The following is a 23,540-nucleotide window of genomic DNA, read 5'->3' on the forward strand; positions in this document are numbered from 1 at the left end:
TCGATCTGTCATGCGTATCCGTCCCACCCGCCGTGCCGCCGTCGTCGGCGCGACCACCCTCGCCCTGCTCGGTGCGGCCGCCGTTCCGGCCGCCGCCATGACCTCCGGCCGGAACACCAAGCCGGCCAAGCCGACCATCGTGCTCGTGCACGGCGCGTGGGCCGACTCCTCCAGCTGGAATCCCGTCATCGAGCGGCTGCGCCACGACGGCTATCCGGTGCGGGCGATCGCCAACCCGATCCAGGGCCTGACCAGCGACACCGCGTACGTCACCAGCTACCTCGCCACCATCGAGGGCCCAAAGGTCCTGGTCGGCCACTCCTACGGTGGCGCGGTCATCACCAACGCCGCCACCGCCGTGCCCGACGTGAAGTCGCTCGTCTACATCGCCGGCTTCATCCCGGTCAAGGGCGAGACCATCGGCGAGCTCGCCGCCCAGTCCACTCCGGCCCTGCCGCTGGTCACGACCCAGGTTCCCGCGGGGGCGGAGGTCATCATCGACCCGGCGAAGTTTCGCGAGGCGTTCGCCGGTGACCTGAACAAGGACGACGCGGCCAACCTGGCCACCGTTCAGCGTCCGGCCAACACCAGGGCGGTCACCGACGCCAGCGCGACCGAGGGCTTCCGCAAGATCCCGTCGTACGCCCTGCTGACCCGTCAGGACAATGCCATCAACCCGAACCTGCAGCGCAAGATGGACGTCCGCGCCGGCGCCAGGATCACCGAGGTGAACGCGTCGCACGCGGTCATGCTCAGCCGTCCCGACGCCGTCACGAAGATCATCGAGCAGGCCTCGCGATGACTTTCACGCTCGGGCGTTCGTGAGCCCCCCCCGTCCCGAGCGTGAGAGGCGGCGGTCCGCTCGGTTCCCCCCGGAGCGGACCGCCGTCAGCCGGCTGTGGCCGGCTGGCGCTGGCCGTGGATGCGGATCAGGCCCTCGATCCCGCGGAGGAAGGTGTCGACGACCAGGGCGGGGTCGAACAGGCAGCCGGCGGCCATGGCGCCGTCGCGCAGCATGACGAAGTGGCGGGCGGCGGCGTCCGACGAGTCCTCGGCGACCTGGGCCATCAGGGTCGTGAGCGTGTCCAGGAACCACTGCCGGTGGGCGATGATCTGCTGGTGCACGGGGTGATCGACGTCGGGGAACTCCGCGGCGGCGTTGAGGAAGGCGCAGCCGCGGAACCCCGGGCGCTTGATGTCGCCGGCGATGGTGTTCGCGATGGCCAGCAGCGAGTCGGCCGCCGTCGCGTGGGCGGCGATGGCCGCGGTGACGGCGCCGCGGTCCATCTGGTGCACCTCGGCCAGATAGGTGACCACCAGGTCGTCCTTGCTGGGGAAGTGCCGGTAGAAGGTGGCCCGGGTGACCTTGGCCTCGGCGATGATCCGGTCGACGCCGACCGCGTGGATGCCGTCGGCGTAGAAGATCTGGGTCGCCGTCGAGAGAAGCCGCTGCCGAGCTTCGGAGGGTCGCGATTCTGAGGTCCGGGTCTCGGTTGTGCCGCGCGTCATCCGCCCATCTTAGCGGGTAGAACGTTCGGTCTGAAGTTCGCGATTGTTAGCTGGCGCACCCGCCGCAAGGGCCAGCTGATCCCGCAGCCAGTGATAGCTGGCCCGCGGTGTGCGGTTCCCGGTCGGATAGTCAACATGGGCCAGGCCGAAACGTGGACCGTACCCTCGGGCCCACTCGAAGTTGTCGATGAGCGACCAGTAGAAGTAGCCGCGCAGGTCCACGCCGGCCTCGGCGGCGGCGGCCACGTGGGTGGCGATGAAGCGGATGCGGTCCGGGTCCGCGCCCCGATCCTCGCGCACCTCGGCGACACCGTTCTCGGTCACGTAGATCGGGGGCAGGCCCGGGAAGCGGCCGGCGAGACCGGTCAGCGTGTCGGTCAGGCCCCGCGGCTCGATCGGCCAGCCCAGGTCGGTGACCGGCACCCCCTCGCGCGGCACGGAGCGCACGCCGATGTCGCAGGCGGCACGCAGCGCCGGGTCGGCCTGCTCGTACGGCGCGGCGGCGGCGTGGATCCGGTAGTAGTAGTTCACGCCGAGGAAGTCCAGTGGGGCGCCGATGAGCGCCAGATCGCCGGCGCGCCGGAACGACAGGTCGCTCACGCCGGCGTACAGCTGGTCGAATCCGTCCGGATAGGCGCCACCCAGCACCGGATCGGTGAACTGCCGGTTGACCAGCAGGTCCATGCGCTGCGCGGCTTCCCGGTCGGCCTCGGTGTCCGTCGCCGGCACGGCCGGGGACAGGTTGAGGGTGATGCCCACCCGGGCGCCCGGGCAGGCGGCCCGGACCGCCGCGACCGCCAGTCCGTGCCCCACCAGCAGGTGGTGGGCGGCCGCGAGCGCGCCGTGGCCCTCGGTGGCGCCCGGGGCGTGCCGGCCCTCGGCATAGCCGACGATCGACGAGCAGTACGGCTCGTTCAGCGTGATCCAGTCACCCACCCGGTCGCCGAGCCGCCCGGCGACCACCGAGGCATACTCGGCGAAACGCTCCGCTGTGTCCCGCACCCGCCAGCCGCCCCGGTCCTCGAGCGCTTGCGGCAGATCCCAGTGGTAGAGCGTGACGAACGGCCGGATGCCGCGCTCGCACAGGGCGTCGACGAGCCGGTCGTAGTAGTCCAGGCCCGGCTTGTTGATCCCGGCGTCGCCCGACGGCACGATCCGCGGCCAGGCGACCGAGAACCGGTAAGCGCTCGCGCCCAGGCCGTCGAGCAGATCCACGTCGTCGCGCCAGCGGTGGTAGCTGTCGCAGGCCACCGCCCCGGAGCTCCCGTCGGCGACGGCGCCCGGGCGCCGGCTGAAGGTGTCCCAGATCGAGTCGGCGCGTCCGTCCTCGGCCACCGCCCCCTCGATCTGGTACGCCGCCGTGGCGGCGCCCCAGAGAAAGCCGGCCGGCATCCGCGGCAGTTCCGAGTCCGTCATCCTTTGATCGCTCCTTGCATGATGCCGCCGACGATCTGCCGGCCGAGCACCATGAAGATCACCAGGATCGGCAGGGTGGCCAGCAGCGTGCCGGTCAGGGTGAGGGTGTAGTCGGTGGTGTAGCCGCTGGCCAGTGAGGAGAGCGCGACCTGGACCGTGGCGTTGTCCTGGAGCACGACCAGCGGCCAGAAGAAGTCGTTCCACGCCTGCATGAAGGTGAACAGGCCGAGCACCGCGGCCGCGGGCCGCGCGGCCGGCAGCACGACGTGCCAGAAGAGGCCGAACGTGGCGCAGCCGTCGATCCGCCCGGCCTCCAGCAGCTCGTCGGGCACCGCCCGGCCGAGGTACTGGGTCATGAAGAAGACGCCGAACGCGGTGACCAGCCCGGGGACGATCACGGCGGCGAGCCGGTCGGTCCAGCCGAACTCGGCCATCAGCAGGTAGAGCGGGATGATGCCGAGCTGTTGCGGCACCACGGACGTGCCGATGGCGACGACGAGCAGCACCTTTCGGCCACGGAACCGCAGCTTGGCGAACGCGAAACCGGCCAGCGTCGAGAAGAACACCACGGAGATCGTCACCGAGCCGCTGACGATGAACGAGTTGAGCAGCGCCTCGGCGAAGTCGGTGGAGTCGAAGACCCGCGCGATGTTGTCGAACAGGTGCCCGCCCGGGATCAGGACCGGCGGCACCTTGGCGACGGCGTCGCTGGTCTGCGACGACACGACCAGCGACCAGTAGAGCGGGAAGACCGATCCGGCCACGACCGCGAGCAGGGCGGCGTAGGTCCAGACCGAGGCCTTGCGCGGATAGCCGAAGCTGCGGCGGCGTGCCCGGCGTGGCTCGGCCGGCGTTTCGGCGCGGGTGGACGGTGGGTCGGCGAGAACGGTCACGACTACTCCTCGTCGTTGGCGATGCGCCGGGTGATCAGGTAATTGACGATCGCGAAGAGGGCGATGACGAGGCAGAGCGTCCAGGCGATCGCGGAGGCGTAGCCGAACCGGAACTCGCGGAACCCCTGCTCGTACATGAACAGCGCGGCGGTCTGGAACTGCCGGTCGGAGCCGCCCGTTGGCGTCGAGCTGCCGGCGAACAGCAGTGGCTCGGCGATGATCTGCAGGCCGCCGATCGTCGAGATCACCGCGGTGAAGATGATCGTCGGGCGCAGCATGGGCACCGTGATCTTCCAGAACTGCTGCGCCGAGGACGCGCCGTCGAGCTCCGCGGCCTCGTACAGGTCATGGGGAACGGCCTGCATGGAGGCGAGGTAGATGAGCGCGTTGTAGCCGGTCCAGCGCCAGGCCACGATGATCGAGATGGCCAGGTGGGAACTCCAGGTGTCGGCCTGCCAGTCGATCGGGCCGAGGCCGACGGCGCCGAGCAGCCAGTTGACCATGCCGAAGTCGCGGCCGAACAGTTGGGTGAAGACGATCGTCACCGCGACGATGGACGTGATGTTCGGCAGCAGCACGCCCATGCGCAGGCTGGTGCGGGCCCGGAGCTTGTGATTGAGCAGGTGGGCGATCCAGAGCGCGACGAGCAGCTGCGGCACCGTGGACAGCACCCAGATGCTCAGCGTGTTGCCGAGCGCGTTCCAGAAGTACGGATCCTGCAGCAGCTCGCGGTAGTTCGCCAGGCCCACCCATTCGTGCGCGCCGGCGTCGAGCAGGTCCCAGTCGTTGAACGAGACGTATCCGGTGTAGATCAGCGGAAAGAGCCCGAACGCCCCGAACAGCAGGAAGAACGGGAGTACGTACAGATAGGGCGAGCCCTTGGTGTCGAGCCGGTTCAGTCTCGCCCGGCGGGCGGTCAGCGCGGGGATGGCCATGGTCGATCCTTCGTCGCCGGGGAGGCCGGCGGTCCGGGGACCGCCGGCCGTGCGGGTGGGCTACTTGGCGAGGCGCTCGACGTCGCTGACGGTCTGCTGCCAGGACTCGTCGGAGCTCTGCTTGCCCTGCTCGACGCGCACCAGGCCGTCGCGGATGGTGGTCTGGATGTCACCGGTGCGCGGACCCTGGTACTGCGGCTTCAACTCCTTGGCGGCCGTCGTGAAGATCTTGCCGACCGGCGCGTCGTTGAAGAACGGGTCCTTGTACTGCGCGATCTCCGGCTTGTCGTACAGCGCCGGGATGGAGGGCAGCAGCCCCTTCGAGGTGAAGACCTTGGCCTGCTGCTCGGGCGCGGTCAGCCAGGCGGCGAGCTTCTTCGCCTCCTCGACGTGCTTGCCCTGCTTGGGCACGGTCAGATAGGAGCCACCCCAGTTGCCGCCACCGCCGGGCACGGCCGCCACGTCCCACTTGCCGGCCGCGTTCTTCGACTGGTCCTTGATCTTGGCCATCATCCAGGCGGGGCAGGCGATGGTGGCGAACTGGCCCTTGGCGAAGCCGTTGTTCCACTCCGGGCTGCTCTCGAGCAGCTTGGCCGACAGGTCGCTCTGCACCGCCCGGACGACCAGGTCCCAGGCCTTGCGCACCTCGGGGTTGCTGCCGACGACGACGGTGTTGTCCTCGCTGTAGAAGCCCACCGGCGCCTGCCCGATGACGGCGTTGTACAGCGCGCCCGCGCCGTCGAAGAACGCGGTGCCGGCCGGCGCCTTCTCGGTGTACTTCTGTCCCTGCTCGATGTACTTGTCCCAGCCCGCGGCCCACGACGCGGAGACCTTGTCGCGGTCGGTGGGCAGGCCGGCCTTCTGGAACAGGTCGCGCCGGTAACAGATGGCCAGGCCGCCGACGTCGGTGCCGTACCCGATCTGCTGGCCGTCCTTGGTCAGCGACGCCTGCCACTTCCAGGGCAGGTACTCCGACTGGCGCTCGGTGCCGAGGTCGGTGAACTGCTTGCCGACGTCGCGCATCTGCGCGATGAAGCCGGTGTCGACAGCCTCGATGTCGCCGGCGCCCGAATTGGTGGCGAGGTGCGTGGCGAGGTTGCGGTGGTGGTCGTTGTAGGCGGCAGTGCTTTCCTTGATCTTGACGTTGGGGTTCGCCTTCTCGTACTCCTCGTACAGCTCCTGGTAGCCGAAGTTGCCGAACAGATTGACGTTCAGCGTGACGTTGCCGCCGTCGCTGCCCGCACCGTCGTCGCCGCCGGAGCCGCATGCGGTCAGCATCACCGCGGCGACCGTCGCCGCGGTCAGGGCCCGCACGGATCGAGACAAGAGCATGACAGTTCTCCCCTTTTGATCTGATGTAAACGGTTACATGAAACCGGTTACATACTGCAGAACTGGAGTTTCGAACGAGCTGAGTCAAGAGAAAGGCCGGCATGGATGCGGCCGGAGAATCGTTGCGGAGGGGTGCGTGTGGCCCCTCGAGCCAAGAGTCTGCATCGATGGGTGCCGCTTCCGTCAAGTCACGAAAAGGTAACGCGATCCACTGTGTTGACTCGCGCGACACGGCGCTGTTACGGTTCTGAAACCGGTTACATTAGGGTGTTCGCCGTGTCCAGCATCAGAGAATTGGCACGCCGGTGCGGCGTCTCCGTCGCCACCGTGTCCCGCGTCTTCAACACTCCGGAGGTGGTCAGCCAGCACACGCGTCAGCTCGTTCTCGGCATGGCCGCCGAGATCGGATATCTGCCGAACGAGTCGGCCCGCACGCTCGCGACCAAGAAGTCCAACATGGTCGGCCTCGTCTGGGACACCGACCACCGCCGCCCCGGCTGGCGGCATCCGTTCCTGCAGGACATCCTGGTCGCGCTGAAGAGCGCGCTCAGCGCGCACGGCCTGAACCTGCTCATGCTCGCTCCCGACCCGGGAGCCGGCCCGGCCGACCCGCGGCGCTTCCTGCGCGCCGTCCAGCGCCACAACGTCGACGGCGTGGTCATCATCGACAACGGCAGCCGGGACCCCGCGGTGCTGGCCCTGGTCGACGCCGAGGTGCCCTGTGTCGCCCTCGACCTGCGCTTCACCGGGCCGACCTGCACCTACGTCACCTCCGACAACGCCGGAGGCGGTCGGCTGGCCGCGGCCCACCTGATCGAACGCGGTCACCGGCACATCGCCACCATCACCGGCCCGGCCCGTAACTGGCCGGCCGCGCAACGCCTGGCCGGCTTCCGGGAGGCGCTCGGCGAGGCGGGGATCCCCCTGGCCGATGACGACGTGGTGACCGGCGACTTCTATCTGGACAGCGGGCACGCCGCCATGACGAAGCTGCTGGCCCGCGACCCCCGGCCGACCGCCGTGTTCGCCGCCGGCGACGAGATGGCGGTCGGCGCGATCAAGGCGATCCGTGAGGCCGGCCTGCGCGTCCCCGAGGACGTCGCCGTCATCGGCTTCGACGACATCGAGGTGGCGGCGCTGATCCCGCCCGGCCTGACCACCGTCACGCAGGACAAGACCGGCTTCGGCACAGCGGCCGCGGAGTCGCTCATGGCCATGCTCGCCGGCCCGGCGACCCCACCGGAACCGGCGACCCTGCCCACCACGCTGATTCTCCGCGGCTCGACCTGACGGGTGTAACGTCCGAACCAGTCACTCCCCATCCATCGGAGTCCCGGATGTCCGCGAGCCTGCTGACCGCCATGGCCGACCGACTCGCCGCCGCGCCCGGGGCGCCCCTCTACACGTTCCTCGATCGCCACGGGAAAGAGATCGACGCGGCCGACCGGCGGGAGATCGTGCGGCGGGCGGCCGGCACCGCCGACTTCCTGCAGGCGGCCGGTGTCGCACCCGGCGACCGTGTGCTGCTCGTCTTCCCGCCCGATGGTCTGGAGTTCGTCGCGAGCTTCTTCGGGTGCATGCTGCTCGGCGCGATCGCGGTCCCGGTGGCCAGCCCGGACCCGCGGCATCTCGATCGGGAGCTGCCCAAGCTCCGGCACATCGCCGAGGACAGCGGCGCCCGCGTCGCCCTCACCCACGCGAAGTACCGCAGGCTCACCACGCTGGCGTCGGTACGCGACGGCGTGGCGGGCCGCTGGCGTGGCCGCGAGACGTCGAGCTGGCCCGAGCTCGCCTGGCTGCTGTCCGATCGGGTCGAACGCGCCGATCCGGAGGCGGCCGCGGCCCGGCTGGCCCGCGCGGCCGCCCGGTTCGGCCCGGACGACATCGTCTATCTGCAGTACACCTCCGGCTCGACGTCGGAGCCCAGGGGCGTCGTCGTGCGGCACCGGAATCTGGCGCACAATCTGGAGCTGATCGCGCGCAACACCCGGGTCGACAGCGAGTCGGTGCTCGTCGGCTGGGTGCCGTTGTTCCACGACATGGGCCTGGCCGGCGGAATTCTCAACGCCATGTACACCGGGGCGCGCTGCATCGCCTTCTCCTCGACGACGTTCCTGGCCGACCCGCGTCTCTGGCTCGAGGCGGTCGATCGCTACCGCGGCACGCACGTCGCCGGGCCGAACTCCGGCTACGACTACGTGGTGCGCGGTCTGCGCGACGGCGACTCGTTCGACCTGTCGTCGGTCCGCGCCACCCTGCAGGGCGGTGAGCCGATGCTGGCCGCCACGATGGACCGCTTCGAGGCCGCGCTCGGCCGGATGGGCTTCGATCCGGCGTCGTTCGGCAACGTCTACGGCATGGCCGAGGCCGTACTGTTCGTCTGCGGTCAGGTCGGCCGGAGGCCGACGCTGCTCCACGGGGACCGGGCCGTGCTGGATCGCGACGGTGTGATCGTCGCGCCGGCCCCGGGCGCACCCGCGGTGACGCTCGTGGGCAGTGGCGTGCCCGACGCGGAGTGGGGCGTCTCGGTGATCGCCGTCGACCCCGTGACCCGGCGGCCGCGGCCGCCCTACGCCGTCGGTGAGCTGTGGATCTCCAGTCCCAGCGTGTCGAGCGGTTACTGGGGACGGACCGAGGAGGAGAACGCAGCCGTCTTCGCCGCCAGCCCGGCGACCGGGAACGGCCCGGACGACGGGCGACGCTACCTGCGTACCGGTGATCTCGGGGTGATCGGCGACGACGGCGAAGTATTTCTCTGCGGGCGCCTCAAGGACCTCATCATCGTCGGGGGCCGCAACATCCATCCGCAGGATCTGGAAGCGGCGGTGGTGGCGGCCGATCCGATTCTGCGGCCGGGCAACGCGGTCGCCTTCGGGGTGCGGGTCGACGGCGTCGAGCGGGTCGTGGTGGCGGCCGAGCTGCGCAAGAAGGCCCTGCGGAACAGGAAGCCGATCCCGCTGGACCGCGCGGCCTCGGCGATCCGGGCCGCGGTGACCTCGCACAGCGGGGTGCAGTGTCACGAGGTCCTGCTGATGAGGCCGGACAGCCTTCCGAAGACGACCAGCGGAAAGCTGCGGCGCGCACAGTCCAAGGACCAGTGGACGGTCGGCTCGCTGCGTTCGTCGGCGATCCCGCGGCAACGCGGGCTGACGGGGAAGACGGTGCCCCGGACGGGTCCGGGCGGCGAGCCGGATTACGTGCTCCGGCTGCTGCAGACCGAAGTCGCCGAGGTGCTGCACCTGACCGACCCGAACGACGTGTCGGTGGACCGGCCGCTCGTCGATGTCGGCCTCGACTCGCTCGCGGTGATCGATCTGGCCCGGCGCGTCGAGGACCGGACCGGAGCGCGCATCCCGCCGGCGAGACTCGGCAACGGCTCGACCCTGCGGGCGATGGCGATCTGGCTGGTACGGCACTTCGAGCCGGCGCACGCCGAGCCGGGCGAGGCCCCGGACACCGGTGACGTCCCGTTCAGCGCCGCGCAGCGGCACGCCCTGGAGCTGGGGCACTGGGACGGGGGAGCCCGTACGGTCATGCTCGGCGTCCATCGGCGGCTGACCCCCGATCGCCTCCGCCGGGTCGCGTCGGCGCTGGTCGCCCGGCACGAGGCGCTGCGCCTGAGGTTTCGCCGGGACGACGGCCGATTCGCGCAGCGCTACGGCGACATCGAGGGCAGCTTCGCCGTCGAGTCGGTCACGCTGGACCGGCCCGGCGCGCTCGCGCCGCTTCTCAGCGAGCAGCATCGGCGCGTCAGCGCCGAACACGGTCCACTGATACGTCTCCTCCTGATCGAGACCGGCTCCCGGCAACGCCTGTTCCTCGCGGTCAGCCACCTCGTCATGGACGGGATCACGCTGCGCATCCTGCTGGATGACCTGGACCAGCTCTGCCGGTTGGACGAACAGGGCGAGGTCCTGCGACTGGCCCGGACATCGGCGCGATTCGACGTGTTCTCGAGCTGGGCGAACGACTTCGCCCGCCGGGGCGCGAAGGCGGATCTGGAGTTCTGGCGTACTCAGCTCGCCGTGCCGCCACCGGCCACCTACGACCCGCTGGCGCATCCCGGCGCGCCTACGGAAGACCTGGTCACCGCCAGCCACAGCCTGCCGCCCGAACAGACGCGCGCGCTCCGCGACGTACGGCTGACCGGGCCCGGCGCAGGCCGCGCACCGCTCGCCACCACACTGCTCACGGCGCTGGTACGGACCGCTCAGCGCCAGTGGAGCTGCGGGCGTCTCGTGGTCGAGCTCTCCGGCTCGGGCAGGCAGACAGCGGTGCACGGCCTCGATCTCTCGCGGACGGTCGGCGATCTGCACTGCACCTTCCCGCTCGCCTTCGACGACAGCCGGTCCCAGGGCCCCGGCGAGACGCTGACCGCGGTGGGCGAACGGCTGGCCGGTGTCCCGTCCGCGGGTCTGTCGTTCGAAGGCCTCAAGTACCTGAACGACGATCCGGACTTGCGGCAGAGCCTGGCCCGGGCCCCGGCTCCGACGCTCGGGTTCACCTTCCAGGGCGAGACGCCGACGCGGAGCCGCAGCGGCCTCTTCTCTCTGAGCGCGGCCGCCATCGGTGACGCGCGGGATCTCGGGGCCGGCGTGCGGCCGCCGCCGCTCTCCGTCGACTGCGCGGTCGTCGGCGGCACGACCCGCATCGTCTGGACATATGCGCCCCGAAGGCTGTGGTGGACCGGAGCCGAGATCGATCAGTGGATGACCGGGTTCCGCAACGAGCTGCGCCTTCGCTGAGTGTTCGAGGTCACTTCGGGCCGGATCCTGCTCTTCGGGCTCGCCATCCCGGCCTTCTTCGCCGGTAGTGTGCAGCTGATCAGGGCTGGGGACCCGATCGCTCTGAGGTGTGTGGGGGGTGCGGGATGACCGACGACCTGGATCCGTCCGTACGGTTCGTGATCGTGCACGAAAGCACCCGCACGCGCTTGACCCGGCTGTCGCGTGCGGGCCGCACGCTGATCGTGAAGGAGCCGCTGGGACCGGACGCCGAATCCCGGCTCCGGCACGAGACCGCCGTCCTGCAACGATTGCGCGGCGCCGCGGGGCTGGCGCAACTGGCGGACGAGCCACCGTACGAGGGCTCCATCGTGCTGGCCGATGCCGGTCCCCGCACCCTGGCCGAGATGCCGAAGCCGGTGGCCGCGCCCGACCTTGCCGGGCTCGCGCTCGGGCTGGCCCGTGCCCTGGCCGAACTGCACCGCCGCGAGGTGATCCACCGTGACCTCACACCGGCCAACGTCGTGGTCGCGGCCGACGGCACGCCCACGCTCGTGGACTTCACCCTGGCCACCTCGATCGCCGAGATCCGGCCGGCGTTCACGCACCACAGCGAGATCCTGGGGACGCTGGCCTATCTGGCACCGGAACAGACCGGACGGACCGGCCGCGCGGTGGACCAGCGTGCCGATCTGTACGCGCTCGGCGCGGTCCTGTACGAGCTCGGCACCGGCCGGCCACCGTTCGGCACCGACGACCCCCTGCGCCTGATATATGACCATCTCGCCCGGCTGCCGGCCCCGCCGGCCGCCGTCAATCCGGACATACCGGAGCCGTTGTCGAGGATCATCCTGCATCTGCTGGAGAAGGAGCCGGACAACCGCTACCAGTCGGCCGACGGCGTGGTCCACGACCTGGAGCGCCTGCGCGACGACCCGGCCGAGCCGGGCGGCTTCCGGGTCGGCGAGCACGATTTCCCCGTCCGGCTCCGGCCGCCGTCGCGGCTGGTGGGCCGGGACAAGCAGGTGGCGGAGCTGAAGGAGGCGTTCTCGCAGGCGCTGGCCGGGCGGTGCGCGGGGGTGGTGATCAGCGGCCCGCCCGGGGTCGGCAAGACGGCGCTGGCCGACGAGCTGCGCGCCATGGTGACCGCCGCCGGCGGCTGGTTCGTCGCCGGCAAGTTCGACGAATACCGCCGGGATCAGGAATTCAACGCCGTGCAGCAGGCCTTCACGTCGTTCGGCCGGATGTTGCTGGCGGAGCCCGAGGACGAGGTGGCCTCGATCCGCGTCCGGATGCTGCGGGCGCTCGGCGCGAACGCGGGCCTGCTCGCCACGGTGGTGCCGGAGTTCGCGACGCTGCTGGGGCCGGGCGACCTCGGTGACCCGCTGACGGCGGGGGTGCGGGCACAGCTGGTGGCGGCCGGGGCGCTGCGCGCCGTGGCGTCCCGGAGACGCCCGGTCGTGGTCTTCATCGACGACCTGCAGTGGGGCGGAGGCGTTCCGCTCGGTTTCGTGGACATGGTGCTCAGCAACGAGGGATCCGAGGGCCTGCTGCTGGTCGCGGCGTACCGCGAAGGGCACGTCGATCCGCCGCACCCGGTGGCCGGCATGCTGTCCCGCTGGCACGAGGCCGCCGTGCCGCAACTGCCCCTGAGCAACCTCACCGGACACGACTTCACCACCTTGCTGAGCGAGACGCTGCACGTGCCGGCCGAGGCGGTGGCGGAGCTGGGCGAGGTGCTGGAGCCGTATTGCGAGGGCAACCCGTACGAGACCGTGGAGTTGCTCAACGCTCTGCGCCGCAGCGGCGTGCTGACCGTCGCCGCGGACGGGTGGCGCTGGGAGACGGCGGCAGTGCGGGCGCAGCTGACCCGGGCCGAAGGCGGCGGGTTCTCGGCAACCCGCGTCACCGCCATGCCCGAGCGGTCCCGGCGGGCGGTGGAGGCGATGGCCTGCCTCGGCGGGCGCGCCCAGCTGAGCGTGCTCGAGATCGCGATCGCGGCCTCCGGCAACGTACGGGATCTACTGGAGCCCGCCTTGCGGGAAGGCATTCTGGTGATGGAGGCCGGACCCGTGGCCGCGGTGCGGTTCCGGCACGACCGTATCCGCGAAGACGTGCTGAGCGGGCTGGCGCCGGACCGGCGAGCCGAACTGCACCTCGCCATGGCACGGCGGCTCGCCGCGGTGCCGGACCTCTTCGCGGTGGCGGCGGAGCAGTACCTGCCCGTGGCGGACGCGGTCACCGAGCCGGCCGAGCGCCGGTCGGCGGCCGCGCTGCTGCGCCGGGCCGCCGGCGAGGTGACGCAGATCGGCGAGTTCGCGCTGGTGCACGCCCTGCTGGCGGCCGCGCTCACCCTGGCCGACCACGCCGGCGTCGAGACGCTCATCGAGTTGCGCACCCTGCATCACGCCGCGCTGTTCAGCTTGGGCCGGCTGGAGGCGGCGGACGACGACTACCGCGTCCTCGAGGAGTTGGCCGCTTCGGTGCTGGACCGCCCGGCCGCGACGGCGTTGCAGGTCACGGGCCTGACCCACCGGAACCGCTTTCCCGAGGCCATCGACCTGGCGGTCAGGTCCCTGCGCGAGTGCGGCATCGACGTGCCCGGCGCCGACGAGATGCCGGCGGCGGTCGACCGCCAGTTCGCCCGGCTGTACGAGTGGCTGGACAGCCCCGATTCCGCCGCCGAAGCGACCCGTCCCGACCTCGCCGATCCGGCGCTGATGACCGCCGGCAGCCTGCTGAGCGCGATGCTCTCACCGGTGTACTTCGTCGGCGACCAGGCCATGTTCTCCTGGGTGGGTCTCGAGGCGCTGCGGATCTGGACGGAGCACGGACCGGGACACACCCTGGTCGGGCCGGCCGCCAACGCCGCCTTCCACGCCGTCACCCAGCGAGGTGACTACGCCGCGGCCTTCCGGGTGGCACGGCGGATTCTCGCGCTGGCCGAGAGCCGGCCCTACGAGCCCGACACCTCGCATGCCCGCCTGGTCGTGTCGCTGTTGCAGTCGTGGTTCGAGCCGGTGGAGAACAGCATCCAGGAAAGCCTGCGCGCCCGGGAGGGGCTGCTCGCGGGCGGTGACCTGACGAACGCGGGCTACACCTATCACCAGACCGTGGTGGGCCTGCTGGACTCCGGGCCGGTCCTGGACACCTCTCTGGCCCAGGTCAGCGCGGCGCAGGCCTTCGCGCGGCGGACCGGCACCGAGCAGACGTCGCAGTGGCTGGAGAGCTATCAGTGGCTGGCCGACGTGCTCCGCCGGGAGGGCTCGGCCGCCGCCCCCGAGGTGATCTCCGCCGACCAGTACGCGGGCAATCCGCTCGTGGTGATACACGTCCACCTGTGCCGGGCGATCGCCGCGGCGATCTTCGGCGACCCGGCCGAGGTGTCGCGGCAGGCGGAGGCCGCGGTGCGGCTGCTGCCGGTCATCACCGGGCTCTCGATGAGCGCCCTGGCCTATCCGCTGTACGGGCTCGGCCTGGCCGGGCAGGCGCGGTCCGCGCACGGCGACGAGCGCGCCGATCTGCTGACCAGGCTCGACGACGTGCTGCGGTGGCTGGGCGCCCGCGCCGTGGACGCACCGGACAACTTCCTGCATCTGCTGCGGCTCGTGGAAGCCGAGCAGGCGTGGACGCTGGGCGACTTCCGCGCGGCGGCCTTCGCGTTCGACTCCGCCCGGCGGGAGGTCGAGAGGCGCCGGCGCCCGTGGCACCGGGCGCTGATCACGGAGCGCGCGGGTCGCTTCAGCCTGGCCCACGGCCTCGAACGCAGCGGCTACGAGCTCCTCGGCCAGGCCCGCGAGCAGTACCTCACCTGGGGCGCGGTGGCCAAATCCGGGCAGATGGAATGGGCTTATCCCGGCCTGAACCCGTCGGCCGGCGGCGAGCACGGCCGGGCCACGGACTCTCTGCGCGCCCCGGTGACCGTCGGCGCCACCGACCTCCTCGGCATCCTGTCCGCCGCGCGGGCCCTGAGCTCGGAGACGAGCGTCGAGAAACTGCACGCCCGCGTGGCGGAGGTGTTGAGCGCGATGGCCGGCGCCACGGGAGTGGACCTGGTGCTGTGGGACGAGGCCCGGCAGGACTGGTCGCCGTCCGGGGCGGTGGGCAGCCCCGCCGCGCCGATGTCGGTCCTGCGCTATCTGCGCCGGACCCAGGAACCGCTGGCCGTGAGCGACGCCACGAGCGATGACCGGTTCGCCCGTGACCCGTACTTCGACGGCGTCGCCTGTTGTTCGCTGCTGGCCGTGCCGGTCTTCGGCCGCGGCGCGTTGCGCGCGGTGCTGCTGCTGGAGAACCGCCTCATCCGCGGCGCCTTCACCACCGAGCGCCTGGAAGCGGTCGGGCTCATCGCCGGACAGCTCGCGGTCTCGCTGGACAACGCCCAGTTGTACGCCGAATATCGGCGGATCGCCGACGAGCAAGCGGCCCTGCGGCGGGTCGCCACGCTGGTCGCCCAGGCCGAGCCACCGGAATCGGTGTTCGCCGCGGTCGCCGCGGAGGCCGGCCAGCTGCTCGCGGTCGACTTCGCGGCTCTGCTCCGGTACGACGAGGCCGAGATGATCGAGATCGTCGGCCGGTGGAGCGCCCGGGAGGGAACACCGCCGATGCCCCTGGGGACCCGGCTGCCGCTCGGCGGGGTGAATGTGAGCACGCTCGTCCACCAGACCCACCGCCCGGCGCGCACCCACCGGGCCGACGGGACCGGCACGATCAGCCAGGTCGCCGTGGAGGGCTGGGGCTGGCAGGCGGCTGTGGGCGTGCCGGTCAGCACCGAGAGCCGCCTGTGGGGTGTTCTGCTGGCCGGGTCGATCACCGACGAGATGCCGCCCCCGGACAGCGAGGCCCGGCTCACCGCCTTCGCCGAACTGGTGTCGACGGCCATCGCCAACGCCGAGGCCCGGTCGGAGGTGGCCGCCTCCCGGGCGCGGATCGTCGCCGCCGCCGACCAGGCGCGTCAGCGCATCGAACGGGACCTGCACGACGGCGCCCAGCAACGGCTGGTCGTGCTGGCGCTGCGATTGCGCGACGCGCAGGCGGAGGTCCCACCCGAGCAGGACGCGTTGCGCGCTCAGCTCGGCAACGCGGTGGCTGTCGCCAACGACGCGTTGAAGGAGGTGCAGGAGATCGCGCGGGGCATCCATCCGGCCGTCCTGGCCAGCGGCGGTCTGCGCCCCGCCCTGCGGGCGCTCGCCCGGCGTTCCCTGCTTCCGGTCCAGGTCGACGTGCTCGTCGAGCAACGGCTGCCGGAGCGCGTCGAAGTCAGCGCGTACTACGTCGCCGCCGAGGCGCTGACCAACGCGGTCAAGCACGCCGGCGCCTCCGCCGTCAGCATCCGGGCCGACGTGGCGGGGCGGATGCTGCGTGTCGTGGTCGCCGACGACGGCGCCGGGGGTGCGACGCTGGCCGGGGGCACCGGCCTGGTCGGGCTCAAGGACCGGGTCGAGGCGCTCGGCGGGAGTCTCCGGCTCGAGAGCCCGGACGGCGGCGGGACGACGCTGACCGCGGAGCTTCCGATCGCCACGGTCGATGTCAGCTCCGTCCACCCGGGCTGAGCGGGGTCCTCAGTGCTGGGCGGCCTCGGCCGGTGACCTCGGGGCGGGACCACTTCTCGCGTAGGCGACCAGGCCGGCGAGCGCGAGCAGCGCCGCCGCCACGGTCGCCGCGGTGGTCGACGGGGGCTGCGCCGGCCAGGTCAGGATCTGCGCGGCGGCCGTTTCCGAGCGGGGGAACACCACCGCGGCCATCGTCCAGGCCAGAGGGAGGAACCAGGCCCTCGCGGCGCCGAGCGTCGCGGCGCCCAGGGCGGTCAGGCCGAGCAGGCCGGCCGTGTCCCGTGCCACCACATCGGTGGGACCGAACCGGGCCCCGGTCAACAGCGTGGCCGACAGCAGCGCCGTCACGATCAGGGCCGCCGCGAGGAGGTGCGCCGCGCGGCGCGACGGCCACGCGACCGCCGCCGTGCGCTCCAGTTCGTCGTCGGCGCCGCCGAGGGTGGCCGTCACGCAGATGACCAGCAGCAGGATGGTCAGGACGACCATCTGCGCACCCATCTCGCGAGCGTCGGTGAACGCCGCACCGAGCGACCACATGCCGGCCATGCCCGCGACGGCCGCGATGACCGCCACCGTGACCCGCCGAGAGCGCAGGTACAGCGCGAGCCACCTCATTCCCTGCCCCCGGTCAGCAGCCCCTCGGTGGGGGCGCAGGTCACCGCGGCCGCACGGAACGCCACCACGCGCGCCCGCGCCTCGGCGTGGGGCAGCCGTTGCAGGCTCCTCCACAGCCGCGCCGCTTCCGCGTAGTAACCCGCCGCGGACCCGGCCGGCGCCGCCGGCTCGGACCCGATGAGCCAGTGCACGGCCGCGAACGTCTCGGCCGGATCCGGGAAGTTCTCGCATGTGGGTGGTCCGTCGAAGGCACCCTCCACCACTTCCGCGGCGACCTTGTCCCGGTCCGCCAGATGCCCGTCGGTGTAGGCCTGCACCCCCACCAGGACGACATCCGCGCGGAACGCCGGGCGGATGTCCGACCCACGGCCGACGGTGTTCTCGTGGACCTCGGCCGGTGCGCCGGGCAGCTCGGCCAGAATCCTCAGGCCTTCCCGGGCCGGGCCGGCGAATTCACCGAGGATCCCGGCGTGCACCCGGGCCACACAAACGCGGGGCGCGCCGTCGGTGCAGACGAGCTCCCGGGCTCCCGGGTCGACCGCGTCGATGACGAGCCCGTTCTGATGCGGCATCACCGTGACGGCCAGCGCGGCGCCCACCGCGACGGCCGGCAGGGTCGCGGCGCGGGCCCGCCACCCGGCGGAGCCGAACAGAAGCGCGGCCGCGCCGGCCAGTGCGGCCAGCCAGACGGCTTGAGCGGCGCTGACCCGGGTGGGCACACCGGCGTACGAACCCGGCATGGTCATCTCTTGGATCGGCGAGAAGACCAGGGCCAGCCAGCCGTACGGCCGGGTGACGGCCGGGAGGATCAACAGGAACCCGAGGCCGGCCAGACCGAGAGCCGGCGCGACACCCACCCACGGCAGGAGCCGGCCGATTCCCAGGCCGGCGAAGACCGCGGCGATCAGCGCCAGCATGCCCACCGCCGTGACGACGACGACGTCCGCCGGGAAGTAGCCGGCGGTCCGGGCGATCCACAGCCCGCCGGCGACGCCCATCAGCAGATAACCGGCGACCATGGCGATGGCCATCGCGCCGAGGACGGGCGGTGTCTTGAGCACCATCGGGCGCGGGACGCTGGCCACCAGCTCGACCATGCGGCCGCGGTGGTCACGGCGGCCCTGCCACGCGCCCATGGCCAGCGCCAGCGGCCACAACACGGCCAGGAAGAGCCGCTGCGTCATTGCCAGTTGCATCCATCCGCCGCCGAACCCGGCCCCGTTGTCGAGAACCAGCAGCAGCGTGCCGACCCCGGCCACCGCCAGCGCGGATCCGATCGCCGCGGAGCGGCGCAGCTCGATGACGAAGACGCGGCTCACCGCGCGCTCATCGACCGGTCGCGGCGCAGCAGCGCCGAGTAGCCCCGCTCGGCCGGGCTGTCACCGGGGTCGCCCGGGCCGCCCTGCGCGATCAGATCGTCCGTCGAGCCCTGGTAGACCAGCCGGCCCTCGTTGACCAGCACCACATCGGTGCAGGCGGCCACCACGTCCTCGACGAGGTGGGTGGAGACCAGGACGCAACCGTCCACACCCACGTCGCGCAGCAGCTCCCGGAAGTCGAGGCGCTGCTCGGGATCGAGGCCGACGGTGGGCTCGTCGAGCAGCAGCACGGCCGGGTCGTTGACGATGGCCTGCGCGATGCCGGCGCGGCGGAGCATGCCGCCGGACAGCGTCTTCATCCGGGCGCCGGCCTTGGCCGCGAGGCCGGCCCGTTCGATCGCCCGCTGCACCGCGTCGGGGATCGCGGTCTTCGGCATCTCCTTGAGCCACGCCATGTACTCGATGAACTCCCGCACCGTGAACCGGGGATAGAAGCCGAACTGCTGCGGCAGGTAGCCCAGCCGGCGACGGACCTCGCGCAGGTCGGCCCGGCCGTCCACCGGCTCGCCCAGCAACCGCAGCCGCCCGGCGGCCGGTTTCACCACCGTGGCCAGCGCGCGCATCAGCGTGGTCTTGCCGGCGCCGTTCGGCCCGAGCAGGCCGTGTACGCCGGCGCCCAGGGCCAGGTCGAGTCCGCCGACGGCCAGATGCCGTCCGGCGCGAACCTGGAGCCCCTCGGCGTGGATCGTCCAAGGGTGGAGGTCGGGGGCCGTCTCGGCCGCGCTCACCGGTCGCATGTCGTTCCTCTCAGGTGCGGCTGGACGGCCAGCGGTAGTTCGGGGCCCGGACCGCGGCGAAGCCGCACAAGGCGACGGTGAGCAGCGCCCACCCCGGTGAGCTGCCCGGCCGCAGCACCACCGGCGTATCGGCGGTGATCACGGTCGGCACGATCACCGCCAGCGTCCAGGCGGCGGCCAGCCCGGCGGCGGCGCGGCGCACCCCGACATACGCGCCCAGCGCGATCGTCGCGGCGGTGAAGGCCAGACAGGGCAGCAACGTCACGGCCAGTGAGACGCCGGTGCGGCCGCTGGCCAGCCCGAGCGCGGGCACGATCACCGCCAGCACTCCGGTGGTCCGCCGCAACAGCATGGTCAGTCCGGCCCGCGGCGTGCCGGCGATCAGCTCCCAGGCCGGGTCGTGCCAGCGGCTCCAGGCCACCGCCACCCCGGGCAGTGGCGCCACCGGCGCCAGCAGGGCGACAAGCGACGGGAAGGCCGGCTGGGCCGCCTGGAGCAGGACCGCGCAGGCGAGCACCGCCACCGTCATGGTCAGCCAGGGGACCAGCTGCCAGACCAGCCAGCGGTGGCGGGCCGGCGCCCAGCGCCGCCGCGGGACGGGAGCCGGCCCGGCGGCGATCCCGCGCTCGACGCCGCCGGCGATCCGGGCGAGCAGCGCCCGGGTGTCGTCGGTGGCGTCACCGGCCATCAGCGACCGGCAGTCGGCGCAGTGCTCCAGGTGCACCTCGACCGACCACATAGTGACCTCGTCGAGGTCGGCGTGCCGGTCGGCGTAGCGAGCGATCACCTCAGAACTCGGATGGTTCACGAGAGTGCCTCCCGCAGGGCGATCCGGGCCCGCCGGGCGCGGGACTTGACGGTGTTCTCGGGCACGCCGAGCAGGATCGATGTCTCGCGCACCGAGAATCCGTCGAGCACCATCGCGCGCAGGACCGTGCGCGCCTCCGGCGGCAGCTCGATCAGCGCCCGCTCCAGTTCATGGCCGACCCAACCCGCCAGCACCTCGTCCTCGGCGGCCGGGGCGACCGTCTCGGCGAGCGGCACGACCGGCACCTGAGCCTGCCGGGCCCGCCGGCGAAAGGCGTCGACCAGGCGGTGGGCCGCGATCGTCCACAGCCAGCCGACCGCGCTGCCCGAGGAGGCGGCGGCGCCGGCGAAGCCGCCCGCGGCCCGCCACACGGCCAGGTACGTCTCCTGCATCACGTCCGCGACCACGTCGTCGTCGGCACAACGGCGCCGCAACCGGGCGAGCAGCCACGGCGACGTCCGCCGGTACAGCTCGTCGAAGGCACGCCGGTCCCCGGCGGCGGTGCGACGGACGAGCTCGTCCTCGTCGGCCGCGTGCAGGCTTCGTCTCACACCAGGCAAGACGACAGTCTCGTTCCGCTCGGTGCGTCCAGGGTGGTGACGTGCGCCACTTTCGATTTAGGAACGATCGTTCTTGACCGTTCGTTCTTAAATCGATAGCGTACGCCCCGATCCTGTCCGTGGCTGTGCCGCGGGCTGACGAAAGGACCGTCCCATGGCAGCAGATCGTGCGATGTCGCGTTCCGTCCTCCGCCGGATCGCCCGGCACGCCGTGATCCTCACCGTCGTGACCGGGAGCGGCGTCGTCGCGGCGCCCTCCGCCGGCGCCGCGCCGGCGGTTCCGGCCGCGGACCATGAGATCAGCTTCGTGGTGGACGGCACCACGACGTACGGAACCCTGTCCGTGCCGGCCCACCGCCCGGGGCAGCGAATGCCGGCCGCCCTGCTGCTTCCGGGCAGCGGGCCCACCGACCGCAACGGCGACCAACCGCCGGCCCTCACGCCGCACACGCTGGCCAAGATCGCCGGCACGCTGGGGCGCGACGGGGTCGTCAGCCTGCGTTTCGACAAGTACGGCACGGGGCGCACCGGGCTCGGCGCCTACGCGGGAAAGCCCGAGACGATCGACTATCCGGCCTACGTCCGCCAGGCCGCCGCCGCTTACCGGCTGCTGGCCGGCCGGCCCGAGGTCGACCGTCGAGGCGTACGCCTGATCGGGCACAGCGAAGGTGCGCTGACGGCGCTGGCGGTCGCGGTGTCGGCCCAGCCCCGCCCGGCCGGAATCGGGCTGATGCAGCCCCTGGCCCAGCGGCTCCTCGACGTACTGGCCCGGCAGTTGGACGACCAGCTGGCCGCCGCCGTGGCCGCGGGCCAGATGGACGAGCAGGAACGACAGCGCATCGGTCTCGCCGTCGACCGGGCCGTCGCCGACCTTCGCGCCCACCGTCCGGTCGACACCGACGGCATGCCGGCCGCGGTCGCCGCCCTCTTCCGCGGCCTCGCCGGCCCCAGCCGGCGCTTCGTGGAGACCATCGACGCCCTGGACCCGGCCGTGGTCGCCCGCCGGCTGCCGTCCCGGACACCCGTCCTGCTCACCTGTGGCACCGCCGATCCGCAGGTCCCGTGCCCGACGACCACGACACTGGCGACGGCGCTGCGGCGAGCGCACACCACCGGCCCCGGCCGGGTCGTGCTCACCGGCGTGTCTCACGACTTGACCGACCCGGCCCACCCGGAGGCGCTCGCCCCGGCCGCAAGCGACGCGTTGCGTCAGCTCATGAAGGAATGCCGCAGTCGATGACCTCGCGAGCCGCCATGCCGCTGCTACATCCCGATCGAGCCGGTGGCGCGCGACATCAAAATGTCCGCCACCTTGTCGGGCGCTGAGAGCAGCGGGGTGTGACCGGTGGGGATCCGCACGACGTCATCAGTCTGCGCGGCGTACTTCTCCTGCAGGGCGACCGGGAATTGCTTGTCCTCGGTGCAGACCACGTAGGTCGACGGGATCTTGCGCCAGGCCGCTCGTGTCGTCGGCTGCACGCAGGACAGCAGACTCTGATCGACGAGTCGGTCGATGGCGGCGGCGGCATCGGCGTCGGTGAGATCCGAGTAGAACGTCTCGCGCGGGTCGCCGTACGCCTCGCGTGGAGCCACTCCGCTCGGGTCGTCGGGCGCGGGAATGCCGAAGGCGGTCGCGGCCGACTCTCCCTCGGTTGGCATGAAGGCGGCGAGGTAGATGAGCCGGCGAAGATTTGGGTGATCGTCGCCGAGCTGGGTGAGGGTCAGCCCGGCGTGGGAGTGGCCGGCCACGATGACCGGGCCCTCGATCTGCCGGAGCCGCGTTGCCAGCGCCTCGGCGTCGTCGTACAGGCCCGCTGTGGGCCTGTCTCCCGCGCTCGGCATGCTCATGGCCTCGGAGTTCCACCCTTGCGCCGAGAGGATCCGGCGAACGGGCGACCAGGAGGTTGCTGTGTGGTAACCGCCGTGCACGAGGACGAACGACGGCCGGTCAGGAGAGAGGGACATGATGGCTGCTCCCACGGAGTAAGGACTTTCGGGATCGACGGGCCGGTCCGGCCCTGTCGATCTGTCTCACGTCCGCGCGGGGCCACGATTCGCGAGTCAGCGCCGATGTGGCCGACGTCTCGGACCCGGCGCGACAACGGTCGTGTGACTAGCGCAGGGAGGAGAGGAAGGCCAGCAGCAACTCGGTGACCTCCCGGGGGCGTTCCTGCTGGATCCAGTGGCCACAGCCGGGCAGGATGATCGGTTCGGCGAAGTGGTGATGCTGACGGGGGAGTGTCATCACGTGGTCGCGGATGCCGTGGAAGGCCAGGACCGTGTCGAGGTCACCGGTGATGAACTGCGCGGGCATCGGCAGCCGTACGCCATCGAAGGCGCCGGTGAGCTCCCAGTTGCGGTCGAGGTTGCGATACCAGTTGAACGCCCCGCTGAAGCCGCCCGCGAACTGGGCGGCATAGATCTCCAGATCCTCCCGGGTCAGCCAGCCGGGCATCGCCGTGGTGGCTTCCGGGTCGATCGCGTCCAGCAGACCACCCTCACGGGGGACCAGCATGTTCCTCGGCGACCGGTTCGCCGGATTGTCCCCGCTGACGCCGTAGAAGGTGCGGCGCAGGCTGCCGGCCGGATCGCGCTCGTACTCCTCTTCCGCGACGCCGGGCTCCTCGATGTAGTTCACATAGAAGCGGCCGTGGTAGAGCGCCCGCATGCCCGCCAGCGGACCGGCGACGCCCCGTGGGTAGGGCGGGACGCTCAACCCGACGACTCCGCGGATCAGGTCGGGGCGCATCAGCGCGAGATGCCAGGCGACCGTCGCGCCCCAGTCGTGCCCGACGACCACGGCGTCGGTGGCGTTCAGCTTCTTGATCAGGCCGGTCATGTCGGCGACCAGATGCATGATCGTGTAGTCGCTGACCGCTGCCGGATGCGAGCTCGGGCCGTAGCCGCGCTGCTCGGGGGCGACCACCCGGTAGCCGGCCCGGACGAGCGGGCCGATCTGGTGCCGCCACGAATGAGCCGCTTCCGGAAAGCCGTGCAGCAGCAGCAGGAGGGGGCCCTCGCCGGCCTCGGTGATCATGAGATCGATGCCGTTGGCTGTGACGAGTCGCCGCTGGGTCACG

17 protein-coding genes are annotated in these 23,540 nt (G+C 71.7%); 5 read left to right on the forward strand and 12 right to left on the reverse strand.

The genetic code is table 11. From position 1 onward, the window contains the following. Positions 1-10 precede the first annotated feature (10 nt). Positions 11-802, forward strand: coding sequence for an alpha/beta fold hydrolase (locus ACQP2X_RS11865; RefSeq protein ID WP_498696290.1), 792 nt, complete (start codon positions 11-13; stop codon positions 800-802). An 86-nt stretch (positions 803-888) separates the two neighbouring features. Here the strand turns inward: ACQP2X_RS11865 and ACQP2X_RS11870 are convergent, their stop codons facing one another. Genes ACQP2X_RS11870 through ACQP2X_RS11890 form a run of 5 tightly spaced genes read right to left on the reverse strand, consistent with a single transcriptional unit; the run spans position 889 to position 6,085 of the window. After that, on the reverse strand, positions 889-1,509 hold the full coding sequence (locus ACQP2X_RS11870; protein WP_498696292.1) for a TetR/AcrR family transcriptional regulator: 621 nt from the start codon (positions 1,507-1,509) through the stop codon (positions 889-891). A 9-nt stretch (positions 1,510-1,518) separates the two neighbouring features. Continuing rightward, positions 1,519-2,925 (reverse strand): GH1 family beta-glucosidase, encoded by a 1,407-nt coding sequence (locus ACQP2X_RS11875; RefSeq protein ID WP_498696295.1) that lies wholly within the window; start codon positions 2,923-2,925, stop codon positions 1,519-1,521. Further along, entirely contained in the window at positions 2,922-3,818 is an 897-nt protein-coding gene (locus ACQP2X_RS11880) for a carbohydrate ABC transporter permease (protein WP_498696297.1), read from the reverse strand. Before ACQP2X_RS11880 ends, ACQP2X_RS11875 begins: the two co-directional genes overlap by 4 nt. A gap of 2 nt (positions 3,819-3,820) precedes the next feature. Then, positions 3,821-4,753, reverse strand: a complete 933-nt coding sequence (locus tag ACQP2X_RS11885) for a carbohydrate ABC transporter permease (RefSeq protein ID WP_498696301.1) — start codon at positions 4,751-4,753, stop codon at positions 3,821-3,823. A 60-nt stretch (positions 4,754-4,813) separates the two neighbouring features. Beyond that, positions 4,814-6,085 carry an ABC transporter substrate-binding protein gene (locus ACQP2X_RS11890; protein WP_498696304.1) on the reverse strand — a complete coding sequence of 424 codons (1,272 nt, stop codon included), beginning with the start codon at positions 6,083-6,085 and terminating at the stop codon, positions 4,814-4,816. Positions 6,086-6,361: 276 nt separating this feature from the next. Here ACQP2X_RS11890 and ACQP2X_RS11895 point away from each other — a divergent pair, with 276 nt between their 5' ends. The 3 genes from ACQP2X_RS11895 to ACQP2X_RS11905 all read left to right on the forward strand — a co-directional run bounded on the left by ACQP2X_RS11895 (position 6,362) and on the right by ACQP2X_RS11905 (position 16,361). Continuing rightward, complete coding sequence (locus ACQP2X_RS11895) at positions 6,362-7,375, forward strand: LacI family DNA-binding transcriptional regulator (protein WP_498696306.1); 1,014 nt, start codon at positions 6,362-6,364, stop codon at positions 7,373-7,375. 47 nt (positions 7,376-7,422) lie between these two features. Then, positions 7,423-10,830: an AMP-binding protein gene (locus tag ACQP2X_RS11900; RefSeq protein ID WP_498696307.1), complete on the forward strand. Its 3,408-nt coding sequence runs from the start codon at positions 7,423-7,425 to the stop codon at positions 10,828-10,830. Between the two features lie 125 nt (positions 10,831-10,955). Continuing rightward, positions 10,956-16,361, forward strand: coding sequence for an AAA family ATPase (locus ACQP2X_RS11905; RefSeq protein WP_498696309.1), 5,406 nt, complete (start codon positions 10,956-10,958; stop codon positions 16,359-16,361). A gap of 9 nt (positions 16,362-16,370) precedes the next feature. Here ACQP2X_RS11905 and ACQP2X_RS11910 read toward each other — a convergent pair whose 3' ends face one another. From ACQP2X_RS11910 to ACQP2X_RS11930, 5 genes are read right to left on the reverse strand one after another with little or no spacing between them, the layout of a single operon-like run. Further along, positions 16,371-16,976 (reverse strand): hypothetical protein, encoded by a 606-nt coding sequence (locus ACQP2X_RS11910; protein WP_498696312.1) that lies wholly within the window; start codon positions 16,974-16,976, stop codon positions 16,371-16,373. After that, complete coding sequence (locus ACQP2X_RS11915) at positions 16,973-18,295, reverse strand: hypothetical protein (RefSeq protein ID WP_498696313.1); 1,323 nt, start codon at positions 18,293-18,295, stop codon at positions 16,973-16,975. The genes ACQP2X_RS11910 and ACQP2X_RS11915 overlap by 4 nt, the downstream gene beginning before the upstream one ends. Then, positions 18,292-19,092 carry an ABC transporter ATP-binding protein gene (locus tag ACQP2X_RS11920; RefSeq protein WP_498696315.1) on the reverse strand — a complete coding sequence of 267 codons (801 nt, stop codon included), beginning with the start codon at positions 19,090-19,092 and terminating at the stop codon, positions 18,292-18,294. Before ACQP2X_RS11920 ends, ACQP2X_RS11915 begins: the two co-directional genes overlap by 4 nt. Positions 19,093-19,102: 10 nt before the next feature. After that, positions 19,103-19,879: a zf-HC2 domain-containing protein gene (locus ACQP2X_RS11925; RefSeq protein WP_498696317.1), complete on the reverse strand. Its 777-nt coding sequence runs from the start codon at positions 19,877-19,879 to the stop codon at positions 19,103-19,105. A 17-nt stretch (positions 19,880-19,896) separates the two neighbouring features. Beyond that, positions 19,897-20,451 carry an RNA polymerase sigma factor gene (locus tag ACQP2X_RS11930; protein ID WP_498696319.1) on the reverse strand — a complete coding sequence of 185 codons (555 nt, stop codon included), beginning with the start codon at positions 20,449-20,451 and terminating at the stop codon, positions 19,897-19,899. A gap of 163 nt (positions 20,452-20,614) precedes the next feature. On the opposite strand from ACQP2X_RS11930, the gene ACQP2X_RS11935 reads away from it, so the two are divergent. Beyond that, a complete protein-coding gene (locus tag ACQP2X_RS11935; RefSeq protein ID WP_498696321.1) occupies positions 20,615-21,700 on the forward strand; it encodes an alpha/beta hydrolase family protein in 1,086 nt (361 codons plus the stop codon). 23 nt (positions 21,701-21,723) lie between these two features. On the opposite strand, the gene ACQP2X_RS11940 is transcribed toward ACQP2X_RS11935, so the two are convergent. After that, positions 21,724-22,425 carry an alpha/beta hydrolase gene (locus ACQP2X_RS11940; RefSeq protein ID WP_498696323.1) on the reverse strand — a complete coding sequence of 234 codons (702 nt, stop codon included), beginning with the start codon at positions 22,423-22,425 and terminating at the stop codon, positions 21,724-21,726. Between the two features lie 148 nt (positions 22,426-22,573). After that, positions 22,574-23,539: an alpha/beta fold hydrolase gene (locus tag ACQP2X_RS11945; RefSeq protein WP_498696325.1), complete on the reverse strand. Its 966-nt coding sequence runs from the start codon at positions 23,537-23,539 to the stop codon at positions 22,574-22,576. Between the last annotated feature and the right edge of the window lies 1 nt (position 23,540).

The organism is Actinoplanes sp. CA-131856 (assembly GCF_050956135.1).
Taxonomy (GTDB): Bacteria; Actinomycetota; Actinomycetes; order Mycobacteriales; family Micromonosporaceae; genus Actinoplanes.

Bases quoted from the DNA above. Each gene is read 5' to 3' on its own strand.
- ACQP2X_RS11935 (WP_498696321.1), top strand. From the start codon at position 20,615: ATGGCAGCAGATCGTGCGATGTCGCGTTCCGTCCTCCGCCGGATCGCC.
- ACQP2X_RS11900 (WP_498696307.1), top strand. From the start codon at position 7,423: ATGTCCGCGAGCCTGCTGACCGCCATGGCCGACCGACTCGCCGCCGCG.
- ACQP2X_RS11940 (WP_498696323.1), bottom strand. From the start codon at position 22,425: ATGTCCCTCTCTCCTGACCGGCCGTCGTTCGTCCTCGTGCACGGCGGT.
- ACQP2X_RS11865 (WP_498696290.1), top strand. From the start codon at position 11: ATGCGTATCCGTCCCACCCGCCGTGCCGCCGTCGTCGGCGCGACCACC.
- ACQP2X_RS11885 (WP_498696301.1), bottom strand. From the start codon at position 4,753: ATGGCCATCCCCGCGCTGACCGCCCGCCGGGCGAGACTGAACCGGCTC.
- ACQP2X_RS11870 (WP_498696292.1), bottom strand. From the start codon at position 1,509: ATGACGCGCGGCACAACCGAGACCCGGACCTCAGAATCGCGACCCTCC.
- ACQP2X_RS11910 (WP_498696312.1), bottom strand. From the start codon at position 16,976: ATGAGGTGGCTCGCGCTGTACCTGCGCTCTCGGCGGGTCACGGTGGCG.
- ACQP2X_RS11905 (WP_498696309.1), top strand. From the start codon at position 10,956: ATGACCGACGACCTGGATCCGTCCGTACGGTTCGTGATCGTGCACGAA.
- ACQP2X_RS11890 (WP_498696304.1), bottom strand. From the start codon at position 6,085: ATGCTCTTGTCTCGATCCGTGCGGGCCCTGACCGCGGCGACGGTCGCC.
- ACQP2X_RS11920 (WP_498696315.1), bottom strand. From the start codon at position 19,092: ATGCGACCGGTGAGCGCGGCCGAGACGGCCCCCGACCTCCACCCTTGG.
- ACQP2X_RS11875 (WP_498696295.1), bottom strand. From the start codon at position 2,925: ATGACGGACTCGGAACTGCCGCGGATGCCGGCCGGCTTTCTCTGGGGC.